This is a genomic window from Kitasatospora sp. NPDC056184 (assembly GCF_042268405.1).
Classification (GTDB): domain Bacteria; phylum Actinomycetota; class Actinomycetes; order Streptomycetales; family Streptomycetaceae; genus Kitasatospora.
Genome location: NZ_JBHJUI010000022.1, coordinates 1 through 13713, shown reverse-complemented (window position 1 = coordinate 13713; position 13713 = coordinate 1). Strand labels below are relative to the sequence as shown.

The following is a 13713-nucleotide window of genomic DNA, read 5'->3' as shown; positions in this document are numbered from 1 at the left end:
GTCGAGCAACCTCGCCCGCCCGTCGCACGGGCGTGATCAAACGCACGTCCGCACAGTTCGGACGGCCTGGCGAGGGCTCCGGGACCAGCGTCACAATGACGCCGATGACCCAGGACACCGTACGCCCCAGCGAGCCCGCCGCGCCCGCAGCACCCGCAGCCGGGTGGTCGCTGGTGCTGCCGCTCAAGCAACTGGCCCGGGCCAAGTCCCGGCTGGCCCCGTTCGCCGGCCCGCACCGCCCGGACCTGGCGCTCGCCTTCGCCTCGGACACCGTCTCCGCCGCGCTGGCCGCGCCCGGGGTCGGCCGGGTGCTGGTGGTCACCCGCGACGCCGCGGCCGGCGCGCGGCTGGCCGCGCTCGGCGCCCTGGTGGTCGACGACGAGCCCGGCGGCGGCGGGCTCAACGAGGCACTGGCGCACGGCGCGGCGGCCGCGCTGGTCCTCGCGCCCCGCGCGCCGCTGGCCGCGCTCTCGGCGGACCTGCCCGCGCTGCGTCCGGCCGAGCTGGGCCGGGTGCTCGGCGCGGTGCCCGCGACCGGCCGGGCCTTCCTGCCGGACGCCCCGGGGCTGGGCACCACCCTGCTGGCCTGCACCCCGGGCAGCGCACTCGCTCCCGCGTTCGGGGACGGCTCGCGCGCCCGGCACGCGGCCGGCGGCGCCCGCGAACTGCTGCTGCCCGGCGTGCAGTCGGTCCGCCGGGACGTCGACACCGGGGAGGACCTGGCCGAGGCGCTGGCGCTCGGCGTCGGCCCGCACACCCGCTCGCTGGCCGTCCGGCTCGGCTATCTGCCGCGGCCGCGCTGAGACGGCGCCCGGCACTGTCGGCGGCCCTCGCTATGCTGCTGCCATGCAGGCCACCGCGTTCACCTTCGACCCCGCCACCCGGGCCGGCTCCGTGCTGCTCGACGACGGGACCCCGGTGCCGTTCGACGCGGCCGCCTTCGACGCCGGCGGCCTGCGGCTGCTGCGCCCGGGCCAGCGGGTGCGGATCCGCACCGAGGGCACCGGCGAGGCGCGCCGGGTGGTCTTCGTGACGCTGCAGACCTTCCCGGACCCGGCCGCGGGCTGACCCCGGGAAATCCCGCGAAAAGCGAAGAGCCGCGGCACCGCCCTTCCCGGAATTCCAGGGGCGGGCGGCGCCGCGGCTCTCGAAGGCCGTCCGGCGAGGACGCGCGGCGACTACTTGGCGGAAGTCTTGCGCGCGGTGGTCTTGCGGGTGGCGGTCTTCTTCGCCGGCGCCGTCTTCTTGGCCGTGGCGGTCGCCTTCTTGGCGGCGGCCGCGGTCTTCTTCGCCGGGGCGGCGGCCGTCTTGGTGGCGGCCGTCTTGGTGGCGGTCGCCTTCTTGGCGGCGGCCGCGGTCTTCTTGGTCGCGGTCGCGGTGGTCTTCTTCGCGGCGGCGGTGGTGGTCTTCTTGACGGCGGTCGCCTTCTTCGCGGCGGCCGTGGTCTTCTTCGCCGGGGCGGCGGCCGTCTTGGTGGCGGTCGCCTTCTTGGCGGCGGCCTTCTTGGCCGGGGTCGCGGCGGCAGCGGCGGCGGCGGCCGTGGCGGCGCGCTTGGTGGCGGCCCGCTTGGCGGCCGGGGTCGCGGCGACGCCGCTCTTGCCCGGGGTGAGGGAGCCCTTGGGGGCCTTCTTCACCGAGGGGCCTTCCTTCGGCAGCTTCTTGGCGCCGCTGACCAGGTCCTTGAAGCCCTGGCCGGGGCGGAAGCGGGGCACCGAGGTCTTCTTGACCTTGACCTTCTCGCCGGTCTGCGGGTTGCGGGCGAAGCGCGCGGAGCGCTCCACCTTCTCAAAGGTGCCGAAACCGGTGACCGAAACGCGGTCGCCGGCCACGACGGCGCGCACCATGGTGTCGAGCACTGCGTCGACGGCCTCTGCGGCAGCCTTGCGACCGCCCAGCTGCTCGGCCACCGCTTCGACAAGCTGAGCCTTGTTCACGTCTTCCCCTTCGGAAACGGGCGCCGGATGATTCCATCCGTTCATTTCGCACGTTAGGTATGTATCTGCGGACTTTCAATTACCAAACGCGCGAATCACCCTAGTGTCGCAATGGATTTGCGCGTCGGCGACCTCAGTCGACGGGCGGGCGCCCCTCGTCGAGGTCCTGCACAAAGCGACTCAACCGCCGCGCCGCCTCCGGAAGATCGCGCTTGGCGGTCTCGGTGACGATGAGCAGTTGACGGGTGAGAGCGGTCTTTGCATCGGCAGACACGTTCAGCGCATGCACGCGGTCGTGAGCTTGCTTCAACCGCTCGGCCACAAGCGCGAAGAGCGCTGCGACTTCCGGGTCGTCCGGCCCCTCAGCAGGTGAGGTTGCCGCGTACGGCCGATCGTCAATTCGGCGTTCGGATCCCCGGCCCGTGGACTCCGGTGACGCGGGTTGGCCGCCCGCGTACGGAGGTTCATGGTGCCGGTGCATGCACTGATTGTGCCATCTACGCGCAGTTGTGCATGCTGCGGGGCCCTCTGTCGCAAAACCGAATCCCCAATCCGGGGGCGGCGGGCGGGCACAACTCCCGCCCCGGAACGCCGGATGGCCCGCCCCCCCGAGGGGGAGCGGGCCATCCGGCGGTTCGTCAGAATGCTTGTTCAGAACGGGATCTCAGGCCACCGGCAGGGTACGCGGCTTGAACGAGGGGCGACGCGCTTCGAACGCGGCGATGTCGGCCTCGTTCGACAGGGTGATGCTGATGTCGTCCAGGCCGTTGAGCAGCCGCCACCGCACGTTGTCGTCCAGTTCGAAGGACGCGGTGACGCCCTCGGCGCGCACCTCGCGGGCCTCCAGGTCGACGGTGATCTCGACGGCCGGGTCGGCCTCGGTGAGCTCCCAGAGCCGCTCGACGGTCTCCTGCGGGAGGACCACGGTCAGCAGGCCGTTCTTCAGCGAGTTTCCGCGGAAGATGTCGGCGAAGCGCGAGGAGATGACCGCGTGGAAGCCATAGTTCTGCAGGGCCCAGACGGCGTGCTCGCGGGAAGAGCCGGTGCCGAACTCGGGGCCGGCGACCAGGACGGTGGCGCCCCGGCGCTCGGGCCGGTTGAGGACGAACGACTCGTCCTTGCGCCAGGCCTCGAACAGCCCGCCCTCGAAACCGGAACGGGTGACCTTCTTGAGCCAGTGGGCGGGGATGATCTGGTCGGTGTCGACGTTGCTGCGGCGCAGCGGCACGGCCCGGCCGGTGTGGGTGGTGAACTTCTCCATGCTGCTCAGACCTCCACGGCGGCGTCGGCCACCAGATCGGCGGGCGCCGCCAGGCGGCCCAGGACGGCGGTCGCGGCGGCGACCTGCGGGGAGACCAGGTGGGTGCGTCCGCCCTTGCCCTGGCGGCCCTCGAAGTTGCGGTTCGAGGTCGAGGCGCAGCGCTCGCCGGGGGCGAGCTGGTCCGGGTTCATGCCCAGGCACATCGAGCAGCCCGCGTGCCGCCACTCGGCGCCGGCCGCGGTGAACACCTTGTCCAGGCCCTCCTCGACGGCCTGCAGGGCGACCCGGACGGAGCCGGGGACGACCAGCATCCGCACGCCGTCGGCGATCCGGCGGCCGCGCAGCAGGTCGGCGGCGGCGCGCAGGTCCTCGATCCGGCCGTTGGTGCAGGAGCCGACGAAGACCGCGTCGACCGCCACCTCGCGCAGCGGGGTGCCGGCCTCCAGGCCCATGTAGGCCAGGGCGTTCTCGGCGGCGATCCGCTCCTGCGGGTCGGCGAAGGAGGCCGGGTCCGGGACGGCGGAGCCGAGCGGGGCGCCCTGGCCGGGGTTGGTGCCCCAGGTCACGAACGGGGTCAGCTCGGTGGCGTCGATGAAGATCTCGTGGTCGAAGACCGCGTCCTCGTCGGTGGCCAGGGTCTTCCAGTACGCGACGGCGGCGTCCCAGTCCTCGCCCTGCGGGGCGTGCGGGCGGTCCTCGAGGTACGCGAAGGTGGTCTCGTCGGGGGCGATCATGCCGGCCCGGGCGCCCGCCTCGATGGACATGTTGCAGACGGTCATCCGGGCCTCCATGGAGAGGCCGCGGATCGCCGAGCCGCGGTACTCCAGGACGTAGCCCTGGCCGCCGCCGGTGCCGATCCGGGCGATGATCGCCAGGATGAGGTCCTTGGCGGTGACGCCCTCGGGCAGCTCGCCCTCGACGGTGATCGCCATGGTGCGGAACGGGGCCAGCGGCAGGGTCTGGGTGGCCAGCACGTGCTCGACCTGGCTGGTGCCGATGCCGAACGCCAGCGCGCCGAAGGCGCCGTGGGTGGAGGTGTGGGAGTCGCCGCAGACCACGGTGGTGCCGGGCTGGGTGAGGCCCAGCTGCGGGCCGACCACGTGCACGACGCCCTGCTCGACGTCGCCCAGCGAGTGGATCCGGACGCCGAACTCGGCCGCGTTCCTGCGCAGGGTCTCCAGCTGGACCCTGGAGACCGGGTCGGCGATCGGCTTGTCGATGTCCAGGGTCGGGGTGTTGTGGTCCTCGGTGGCGATCGTGAGATCGGTGCGGCGGACCGTGCGCCCGGCCAGCCGGAGGCCGTCGAAGGCCTGCGGGCTGGTCACCTCGTGGAGCAGGTGCAGGTCGATGAAGAGCAGGTCGGGCTCGCCCTCCGCGCGCCGCACGACGTGGTCGTCCCAGACCTTCTCTGCGAGTGTCCGTCCCATCGGGTTCCCTCCAGCCGGCCGCGTTGCCGGCCTTCTCGTGTCGTCGAGGTCAAAGCTGTCGCCGCCCTGTGCGGCACGCTTCACGCGACCTGCACGCCGGATCGGTGTCCACGATGCGGACGCCTCGACGGGGCCGCATCCTGGATGTCTCCCGGGCTGCTGCATCCAGAGTGGCGCTTTTCGCCGAAGATTGAACTTGCGTCTCGCGGAATGAGACTGCAGTCTTAGCGCATGGACAACTCTAGCGGCGTCGGCGTGCTCGACAAGGCCGCTCTGGTGCTGAGCGCACTGGAGTCGGGCCCCGCCACGTTGGCGGGGCTGGTCGCCGCCACCGGTCTGGCGCGCCCCACGGCCCACAGACTCGCCGTCGCACTCGAACACCACCGCCTGGTCACCAGGGACATGCAGGGACGTTTCATCCTCGGCCCCCGCCTGTCCGAACTCTCCGCCGCGGCGGGCGAGGACCGGCTGCTCGCCACCGCGGGCCCGGTCCTGACCCACCTGCGCGACGTCACCGGCGAGAGCGCACAGCTCTACCGCCGGCAGGGCGAGATGCGGATCTGCGTCGCGGCCGCCGAGCGGCTCTCCGGTCTGCGGGACACCGTCCCGGTCGGCAGCACCCTGCCGATGAAGGCCGGCTCGGCCGCGCAGGTCCTGCTGGCCTGGGAGGAGCCCGAGCGGCTCCACCGCGGCCTCCAGGGCGCCCGTTTCACCGCCACCGCGCTCAGCGGCGTCCGGCGGCGCGGCTGGGCGCAGTCGATCGGCGAGCGCGAGCCGGGCGTGGCGTCCGTCTCGGCGCCGGTCCGCGGCCCCTCCAACCGCGTCGTGGCCGCCGTCTCGGTCTCCGGCCCGATCGAGCGCCTGACCCGTCACCCGGGCCGGCTGCACGCCCAGGCCATCATCGAGGCGGCCAACCGCCTCACCGAGGCCCTGCGCCGCAGCTGACCCCCCACCCCCGCCCACCCGTTCCCCCACTCCCCCGCGGACGACCGGAAAGGGCCCCGCTCGATACCGAGCGGGGCCCTTCGGGTCGGTGCGGGAATTCCCTGGTCCGGGAAAACAAAAAAGACCCCGGACACCGGGGCCTTCCTCTTCTTCTGGCTGGGGTACCAGGACTCGAACCTAGACTAAATGAACCAGAATCACTCGTGCTGCCAATTACACCATACCCCAACAAAGCAATCAGCCGATGAGCAGACCCATCGGCTTCGTGCTTCGGTACCCCCGACCGGATTCGAACCGGCGCTACTGCCGTGAGAGGGCAGCGTGCTAGGCCGCTACACAACGGGGGCTTCCTGGCGATCCCTTGCGGGATCAGTACCCCCGACCGGATTCGAACCGGCGCTACTGCCGTGAGAGGGCAGCGTGCTAGGCCGCTACACAACGGGGGCTTTCCAGGCGGTTCCTCGCGGAACCAGTACCCCCGACCGGATTCGAACCGGCGCTACTGCCGTGAGAGGGCAGCGTGCTAGGCCGCTACACAACGGGGGCTTGTTCTTGAATTGTACGGTCCGGATGGACCGCGGTGCTGCGCTGGGGTACCAGGACTCGAACCTAGACTAAATGAACCAGAATCACTCGTGCTGCCAATTACACCATACCCCACCAGAGTTGAACCCCTGTCGGGGCCCCGCTCGGGCTTGCGCCTCCCGCTCCGGCTCCGACGAGGGTTTCACTCCCTCGTCGTTGCCCTCCCGGGCGGCGCAGAAAGAACATTACCCGACGTCCGCCCCGGCTCCAAAATCGATAACCCCAGGCAGCGGGCAGGGGGCCGTCCGGTGACGTCCGGGAAGGCCGCGGGCCCGGCGCGCGACCGGGCCCGCGGGCGAGGTCAGGCCGCCGGGAGGGCCGCCAGAGCGGCGGTCAGTCGGCGCAGCGTCTCGGCGCGTCCGAGCAGCTCCATCGACTCGAACAGCGGCGGGGAGACCCGCCGGCCGGTCACCGCGACCCGCAGCGGGGTGAAGGCGAACTTGGGCTTGATGCCCAGGCCGTCCACCAGGGCCTCGCGCAGCGCGGCCTGGATCGGCTCCGGGCCGAAGTCGCCGAGCGCCTCCAGCGCCCGGATGCTCGCCTCCAGCACCGGCCGGGCGTCCGCGGTGAGCACCTTGGCGGCGTCGTCCGGGTCGACGGCGAAGTCCTCGGGCGCGACGAACAGGAACCCGGCCATGCCGACGATCTCGCCGAGCACCACCATCCGCTCCTGCGTGAGCGGCGCCACCTTCGCCAGCAGCTCCAGCTGCGCGGCGGTCGGCTCGGCCGGCAGCAGGCCGGGGGCCTGCAGGTACGGCACCAGGCGGCGGACGAAGTCCTCCGGGGCCAGCCGGCGCAGGTGCTCGGCGTTGATCGCCTCGCACTTCTTCAGGTCGAAGCGGGCCGGGTTGGCGTTGACCTTGGCGATGTCGAAGGCCGCGACCAGCTCGTCCACGGTGAAGACGTCGCGGTCCTCGGCGAGCGACCAGCCGAGCAGCGACAGGTAGTTGAGCAGTCCCTCGGGGATGAAGCCGCGCTCCCGGTACAGGTTGAGCGAGGCCTGCGGGTCGCGCTTGGAGAGCTTCTTGTTGCCCTCGCCCATGACGTAGGGCAGGTGGCCGAAGCGCGGGGTTCCGCCGTCCCCGACGCCGATGTCGGCGAGCGCGGCGTAGAGCGCGATCTGGCGCGGGGTCGAGGAGAGCAGGTCCTCGCCGCGCAGCACGTGGGTGATGCCCATCAGGGCGTCGTCCACCGGGTTGACCAGGGTGTAGAGCGGCGCGCCGTTGGCCCGGACGATGCCGTAGTCGGGGACGTTCTCGGGCTCGAAGGAGAGCCTGCCGCGCACCAGGTCGTCGAAGGCGATGGTGGTGTCCGGCATCCGGAAGCGCAGGATCGGCTGGCGCCGTTCCAGCCGATGGACGGCGAGCTGGTCGTCCGTCAGGTCGCGGCAGTGGCCGTCGTACCCGGACGGCTTCCCGGCGGCGCGGGCCGCCTCGCGGCGGGCGTCCAGCTCCTCGGTGGAGCAGTAGCAGTGGTAGGCGTGGCCGGCCTCGTGCAGCCGGCGGGCGACGTCGGCGTAGACGTCCATCCGCTGCGACTGGCGGTACGGCGCGTGCGGGCCGCCGACCTCCGGGCCCTCGTCCCAGTCGAAGCCGAGCCACTTCATCGCGTCGAGCAGCTGCTCGTAGGACTCCTCGGAGTCCCGGGCCGCGTCGGTGTCCTCGATCCGGAAGACCAGCGCGCCGCCGTGGTGGCGGGCGAAGGCCCAGTTGAACAGGGCGGTGCGGACCAGGCCCACGTGCGGGTTGCCGGTCGGGGACGGGCAGAAGCGCACCCGCACGGCCGGCGCGTCAGCCACGCTTGACCACCTTGTTGGCCAGGGTGCCGATGCCCTCGACGGTGACGGCGACCTCGTCGCCGACGTCGATCGGGCCCACCCCGGCGGGCGTGCCGGTGAGCACGACGTCGCCCGGCAGCAGCGTCATGGCCTCGGAGATGTGCACGATCAGCTCGGCCACCGAGCGGACCATCTGCGAGGTGCGGCCGGCCTGCCGGAGCTCGCCGTTGACCGTGCAGGTGACGGCGAGGTCGGACGGGTCGAGGTCGGTCTCGATCCACGGGCCGAGCGGGCAGGCGGTGTCGAAGCCCTTGGCGCGGGCCCACTGGCCCTCGCGCTGCTGGACGTCGCGCGCGGTGACGTCGTTGGCGCAGGTGTAGCCGAGGATCACCTCGGGGACCCGCTCCAGCGGCACCTCGCGGCACATCCGGCCGATCACCACGGCCAGTTCGGCCTCGTGCTGGACGTCCGAGGAGAACGGCGGGTACGCGATGCTCTCGGTCGGGCCGATCACCGAGGTGGAGGGCTTGAAGAAGGTGAGCGGGACGTCCGGGACGGCGTTGCCCAGCTCGGCGGCGTGCGCGGCGTAGTTGCGGCCGACCGCGACGATCTTGTTGGGCAGCATCGGGCTGAGCAGCCGGACGTCCTGGAAGCGGTAGCTCTCGCCGGTCGGCTGGGGCTGGCCGAACGGGTGACCGGCCAGGGCGTGGACCACCAGCGACTCCGGCCGGGCCGGGTCCCCCTCGACCACACCGAAGGAGACGCTGCCCGCGGCAGGGCTCCCTTCCCGGACGGAAAACCTGGCAATGCGCACGGCTGGGCTACCCCTCGCTTCGACGGCCGCCCGGGGCGCGCCCGGGCGCTGGTGGGTGCCGGGTCCACTGCGGACCCGGCCCCGCTCGATCGCTGCCAGGCTATCGCGCGGGTCCCGGCCCGGCCCGCTCCGCAACAGCCCCCACCACGACGAACGGGCGCCGCCACCGCAGTGGCGGCGCCCGTCGGGGCGTATGCGGAACGCCTCAGTCCCGCGGGACGTTCACCGCCGGGGCGACCGTCAGCTGGGTGCGGCGCGGGTTCGCGGTGGCGGCCGGCAGCTCGGTCGCGTAGGTCGCCACGTCCTCGGACGTGCGGGCGCCGGGGATCCGGCCGAAGTCCTCGACCGAGGCCAGCGTCGTCCGGCGCGGGTTCGCGGTGGAGCGGCTGGTCGGCGTGGAGCTGGTGGCCGTGTTCGCCTGGGACATCTCGTCAGCACCTCAAGGTCGCGGCCGGGCGACCGACCGCGATCGGCTCCCGGCCTGAGTGATTCGGGGAGATTCTGGGCAGGCTGATCGAGGCCGTGCTCCGGAAACAGCAAGGTTACGGATCTCTTTCCACAGTCACCGTGACCAAAGCTACACATTCATCTGTGATTTTCGTCACAAATAACGGAACATATCTCAGATATCCGACATATCGCCGCATCGACCTTTACTGGCATATCGGAAATATCGGTCATACCCGAAGCTCCGCCCATCCCGTTGATCTCGACCCCGCTTGGCATGTATCCGGCGAGTGTCCGAAAAAGGTGGTATTCGGGTCCGTTTGCCGCACAGTCGGTGAGTTCCTGCGCGCGGTGAGTAGTGCCGTCCGATGTGCCCCGTCCGCCCTTGTTGGGATTCCCCGGCTGTGCTGGAATGCCACGGACCGTGGGTAGGGAGCTGTCCACCCCGGTGACCCGCTCTCCCGGACCGGCCGGGGTGCGGATGGAAACTCGACACCGTCCAGGCCGCGGCAACGCGGTGGGACGCCCGGTCCAGAGGTTGCGACGCCAGTGCAGGGACGTTTCAAAAGGGGTAGCGGCGCCGCGGGTGACCCGGAGTCGCGTGAACCCGCGGCAGCCCCCCAGCCGGCGGCGGCCCCCGGCAGCCCGGCCGAACCGGCACCCGATGTGATCGGCGGGCCGGAGGAGGACGGCGGCGAGCGGAAGTCGACCCGCGGCAAGCTCCGCAGCTCCCTGACCCGCCGGCGCGCCAAGGGCATGAGCCGCCTCGCCATGCGCAACTGGCGGATCCGCAGCAAGCTGATCGCCCTGCTCGCGCTCCCGGTCCTGGTCGCGCTGGTCCTCGGCGGCCTGCGCATCCAGACCTCGCTCGAAACCTCGCAGCAGCTGGCCCAGATGGCCAACCTCTCGGACCTCGCCAAGAAGGCGACCGACCTCGCCAACGCCCTGCAGAACGAGCGGGACATCAGCGCGGGCCCGATCACCGCCAAGATCAACGTGCCGAACGCGCCGCTGGACGACGACATCGTCGCCGCCCGCAAGGTCACCGACGACCTCAGCCGCACCTTCACCGCGTCCTCGGACAAGTTCGAGAACCTGGAGCTCTCCGGCGGCAAGGCGCTGCTCTTCCAGATCCGCAAGGACCTGAACTCGGTTTCCGACGCGCGCGGCAACCCGTACCAGAACAACCAGAACATCCAGGCGACGATCACCGCGTACGACGTGATCATCCGCGACCTGCTGTCGATCACCCAGGACATCGCGCTCGCGTCCAACAACCGCGAGCTGGTCCGCGCGACCCGCGCCCTGCAGCAGTTCTCGCTCGCCAAGAACGCCACCTCCCAGCAGCGCGCGCTGATCAGCGCCGCGCTCGCCAACCCGGGCGGCCCCGACCTCAGCCTGAGCGACGAGTCCTTCGGCATCCGCCTGCGCGCGTCCTACGACAACGCGCTCCAGGGCTTCAACAACATCTACACCTCGCGCGACCTCGACAACCTGCGCGGCCAGCTGAGCTACAACTCGGTGGTCGCCGCGGCCGACCGCTACGCGCGCTCGATCCTCCAGCAGAGCGGCATCCACCAGAGCGAGGTCGTCAGCTACAAGGACTGGTACGAGCAGTCCACCGCCAAGATCGCCGCCGAGCGCCGCATCGAGTCCAAGCTCATCGAGGACCTCGACGGCAAGGCCCAGGAGCTGCAGTCCCAGGCCGACACCGAGGCCCTGATCATCGGTGCCGCCGTCGCGCTCGTGCTGCTCGTCGCCCTCGGTGGCGCCGGTCTGATCGCCCGCTCGATGGTGCGCTCGCTGACCCGTCTGCAGTCCGCGGCCGAGGACGTCGCCGAGCGGCGGCTGCCGGAACTGGTCAAGACGCTCTCCGAGACCGACCCGCACGACGTGGACGTCGCCGTCGAGCCGGTCGGCGTCGACTCCGCGGACGAGATCGGCCACGTGGCGCACGCCTTCGACATGGTGCACAGCGAGGCCGTCCGCCTCGCCGCCGAGCAGGCCCTGCTGCGCGGCAACATCAACGCGATGTTCACCAACCTCTCGCGCCGCAGCCAGGGCCTCATCCAGCGCCAGCTGTCGCTCATCTCCGAGCTGGAGAGCCGCGAGGCCGACCCGGACCAGCTGGCCAACCTCTTCAAGCTGGACCACCTCGCGACCCGCATGCGCCGCAACGGCGAGAACCTCCTCGTCCTCGCCGGCGAGGACCCCGGCCGCCGCTGGACCCGCCCCGTCCCGCTGGTCGACGTGCTCCGCGCCGCCGCCTCCGAGGTGGAGCAGTACGAGCGCATCGAGCTCGCCGCCGTGCCCTCGGCCGAGGTCGCCGGCCGCGTCGTCAACGACCTCGTCCACCTGCTCGCCGAGCTGCTGGAGAACGCCACCTCGTTCTCCAGCCCGCAGACCCGCGTCCGGGTCACCGGCCACGCGCTGCCGGACGGCCGGGTGCTCGTCGAGATCCACGACACCGGCATCGGCCTGAGCCCCGACGACCTCGCCGAGATCAACGAACGCCTCGCCAACCCGCCGACGGTGGACGTCTCCGTCTCCCGCCGCATGGGCCTCTTCGTGGTCGGCCGCCTGTCGCTGCGCCACGGCATCCGCATCCAGCTGCGTCCCAGCGACTCCGGCGGCACCACCGCGCTGGTCATGCTCCCGGTGGACGTCACCAACTCCGCCGACCGCCGCGGCCCCGGCCGTCCCGGCAGCCCCAGCGGCGGCCAGCCCAAGCAGCAGCGCGGGGTCGCCCCGACGCCGCGCCAGCAGCGCCAGGTCCCGGCCGGCCAGGGTGGCCAGGGCGGCCGCACCGGCGGCCCGGCGGCGCTCGGCCAGGCTCCGGCGGGCGGTGCCCCGCAGGGCCGGCCGCAGCTCGGCAAGGGCGGCCCCGGTCCGTCCGGCGGCCAGGGCGGTCCCGGTGCGGGCGGCGGCCTGCCGACCCGCCAGGCCGGCCAGTCGCTGCGCGAGAACCCCTCGCCGCAGGGCGGCCGTCCGGGTGGGCCCGGCCAGCAGGGTCCCACCCAGCCGGCGCCCGGCCAGCAGGGCCAGAACCAGCAGGGCGGTCTGCCGCAGCGCACCCCGGGTCGGCAGGGCCCGCAGCAGGGCGGCCCCGGCGGTCTGCCCCGCCGCGGCCAGCAGCAGGGCAGCCCGCAGCAGAGCGCCCCGCAGCAGGGCGGCCCGGGCGGACGCCGCCCCGGCCAGGAGCGTCCGCAGGGCGACGGCGTCCCCGCCGCCCGCGGCGGCGAGCAGCCCCAGCACGGCTGGGCCGACCAGTCGGGCCGTCCGGGCGCGCCGCAGGGCGCCCGCCCCGGCGAGCGCCCGCAGGAGGGCCTGCCGCAGCGTCAGCGGCCCGGCCAGGGCCGTCCGCCGCAGGCCGCACAGGGCCCGCAGGGTCCCCAAGGCCCGCAGCAGGGCCAGGGCGGCCGTCCGCAGCGCCCCGCGCCGGGTGACCGGCAGCAGTCGCTCCAGCAGACCCAGCCGCTGCCGAAGGTCCAGCCGGCCCAGCCGCTGCCCGCGGCCGAGCCCGCCCCGGTGGAGAGCACCCAGCAGTTCGCACGCCCCCGGTTCGAGGCCAGCGACATCGACCCGCGCGACCCGCTGGGCCTCGGCCTGGTGGAGCCGGTGCTGCCGGCCATGCCCAACCCGGTCCGTCCGGAGCAGGCCGCCCGTCCGCAGCAGCCGCAGGCCCCGCAGCAGCCGGTCCAGCAGCAGCCTCCCGTCCGGCAGGAGCCGATGGCGCTGCCCACCGGGCCGTCCGACGGCGGGGCGCCGGCCGGGCAGGGCCGGCAGCGCGAGGAGGGCCGCCCGGCCCAGCAGCAGAGCCGGCCGCGCCCGTACCAGCCGCGCCGCCCCGGCACCACCGCCCCGGGTCACGAGCCGGAGGGGCCCGCCCCGCAGGCCGACCGTCCGCAGGCCGCCCGGGCCCCGCAGCAGTCGGCCCAGCAGCAGGCGCCGCAGGCCCAGCAGCCTCAGTCCCAGCCGCAGCAGCAGGCCGCGCAGCCGCAGCCCGGCGACGCCCCGTGGCGCCCGTCCGCCAACGACGAGCGCTGGCGCCGCGCCGAGCAGGTCCGCGAGCCGTCGACCAGCGGTGTCACCATGTCGGGCCTCCCCCGGCGCACCCCGCAGGCCAACCTGGTCTCCGGGACCGCCGAGGCGTCCCCGCTGACCGGCCCGCAGGTCTCCCGCGCGCCCGAGGAGGTCCGCGGCCGCCTCACCAACCTGCGCCGCGGCATCCAGCAGGGCCGCCGGGCCGGTGCCGAGCAGGCGGCCGGCCAGGCGCCGGGCGGCCAGGGACAGGCCGACCAGGGCCAGAGCACCCAGGGACAGGGCAACCAGGCCGGTTTCCACCATGGTGCCCAGCAGCCCGGGTTCGATAGTTTCGGGGGCCGGACCGACGGCAACGCCGCAGATCATCAGGAGCGTTGACTTGAATCAGATGAGCCAGGCCGCACAGAACCTGAACTGGCTGATCACCAATTTCGTGGACAACACCCCCGGGGTGTCGCACACGGTGGTGGTCTCCGCGG

General features: G+C 72.8%; 11 protein-coding genes, 5 tRNA genes and 1 pseudogene. 5 read left to right on the top strand and 12 right to left on the bottom strand.

Features of this window, described 5'->3' with window-relative positions; genetic code table 11:
- Nucleotides 1-104 precede the first annotated feature (104 nt).
- Both cofC and ACFC0B_RS31785 read left to right on the top strand, forming a co-directional pair.
- Nucleotides 105-803, top strand: coding sequence for a 2-phospho-L-lactate guanylyltransferase (gene cofC / locus ACFC0B_RS31790; protein WP_376093664.1), 699 nt, complete (start codon nucleotides 105-107; stop codon nucleotides 801-803).
- Between the two features lie 43 nt (nucleotides 804-846).
- On the top strand, nucleotides 847-1068 hold the full coding sequence (locus tag ACFC0B_RS31785) for a hypothetical protein (RefSeq protein WP_371517044.1): 222 nt from the start codon (nucleotides 847-849) through the stop codon (nucleotides 1066-1068).
- A 110-nt stretch (nucleotides 1069-1178) separates the two neighbouring features.
- Here the strand turns inward: ACFC0B_RS31785 and ACFC0B_RS31780 are convergent, their stop codons facing one another.
- From ACFC0B_RS31780 to leuC, 4 genes are all read right to left on the bottom strand, one after another.
- Complete coding sequence (locus tag ACFC0B_RS31780; RefSeq protein WP_376093660.1) at nucleotides 1179-1934, bottom strand: HU family DNA-binding protein; 756 nt, start codon at nucleotides 1932-1934, stop codon at nucleotides 1179-1181.
- Nucleotides 1935-2067: 133 nt separating this feature from the next.
- The gene (locus ACFC0B_RS31775; RefSeq protein ID WP_376093657.1) at nucleotides 2068-2415 is read right to left on the bottom strand and encodes a hypothetical protein; all 348 of its coding nucleotides are present in this window, start codon (nucleotides 2413-2415) and stop codon (nucleotides 2068-2070) included.
- Between the two features lie 183 nt (nucleotides 2416-2598).
- A complete protein-coding gene (gene leuD, locus ACFC0B_RS31770; RefSeq protein WP_376093654.1) occupies nucleotides 2599-3195 on the bottom strand; it encodes a 3-isopropylmalate dehydratase small subunit in 597 nt (198 codons plus the stop codon).
- A 5-nt stretch (nucleotides 3196-3200) separates the two neighbouring features.
- Entirely contained in the window at nucleotides 3201-4622 is a 1422-nt protein-coding gene (gene leuC, locus ACFC0B_RS31765; RefSeq protein ID WP_376093651.1) for a 3-isopropylmalate dehydratase large subunit, read from the bottom strand.
- A 231-nt stretch (nucleotides 4623-4853) separates the two neighbouring features.
- Here leuC and ACFC0B_RS31760 point away from each other — a divergent pair, with 231 nt between their 5' ends.
- A complete protein-coding gene (locus tag ACFC0B_RS31760; protein WP_030306825.1) occupies nucleotides 4854-5567 on the top strand; it encodes an IclR family transcriptional regulator in 714 nt (237 codons plus the stop codon).
- A gap of 153 nt (nucleotides 5568-5720) precedes the next feature.
- Here ACFC0B_RS31760 and ACFC0B_RS31755 read toward each other — a convergent pair.
- The 8 genes from ACFC0B_RS31755 to ACFC0B_RS31720 form a co-directional block, all read right to left on the bottom strand.
- A tRNA-Gln gene (locus ACFC0B_RS31755) sits at nucleotides 5721-5795 on the bottom strand.
- A gap of 46 nt (nucleotides 5796-5841) precedes the next feature.
- Nucleotides 5842-5914 (bottom strand) — tRNA-Glu (locus tag ACFC0B_RS31750).
- A gap of 26 nt (nucleotides 5915-5940) precedes the next feature.
- A tRNA-Glu gene (locus tag ACFC0B_RS31745) sits at nucleotides 5941-6013 on the bottom strand.
- 27 nt (nucleotides 6014-6040) lie between these two features.
- Nucleotides 6041-6113: transfer RNA gene (locus ACFC0B_RS31740), tRNA-Glu, on the bottom strand.
- Nucleotides 6114-6155: 42 nt separating this feature from the next.
- A tRNA-Gln gene (locus ACFC0B_RS31735) sits at nucleotides 6156-6227 on the bottom strand.
- 226 nt (nucleotides 6228-6453) lie between these two features.
- Entirely contained in the window at nucleotides 6454-7950 is a 1497-nt protein-coding gene (gltX, locus tag ACFC0B_RS31730) for a glutamate--tRNA ligase (RefSeq protein WP_376093648.1), read from the bottom strand.
- On the bottom strand, nucleotides 7943-8743 hold the full coding sequence (locus ACFC0B_RS31725; RefSeq protein WP_376093645.1) for a fumarylacetoacetate hydrolase family protein: 801 nt from the start codon (nucleotides 8741-8743) through the stop codon (nucleotides 7943-7945). Before ACFC0B_RS31725 ends, gltX begins: the two co-directional genes overlap by 8 nt.
- Before the next feature lie 205 nt (nucleotides 8744-8948).
- Nucleotides 8949-9170, bottom strand: coding sequence for a hypothetical protein (locus ACFC0B_RS31720; protein ID WP_376093642.1), 222 nt, complete (start codon nucleotides 9168-9170; stop codon nucleotides 8949-8951).
- A 686-nt stretch (nucleotides 9171-9856) separates the two neighbouring features.
- Between ACFC0B_RS31720 and ACFC0B_RS31715 the strand changes: the two genes are divergently transcribed.
- Together ACFC0B_RS31715 and ACFC0B_RS31710 are read left to right on the top strand one after the other, a co-directional pair.
- Nucleotides 9857-13612 (top strand): nitrate- and nitrite sensing domain-containing protein, encoded by a 3756-nt coding sequence (locus ACFC0B_RS31715; RefSeq protein WP_376093639.1) that lies wholly within the window; start codon nucleotides 9857-9859, stop codon nucleotides 13610-13612.
- Nucleotides 13613-13622: 10 nt separating this feature from the next.
- Nucleotides 13623-13713: pseudogene (locus tag ACFC0B_RS31710) on the top strand (roadblock/LC7 domain-containing protein); the annotation flags it as partial.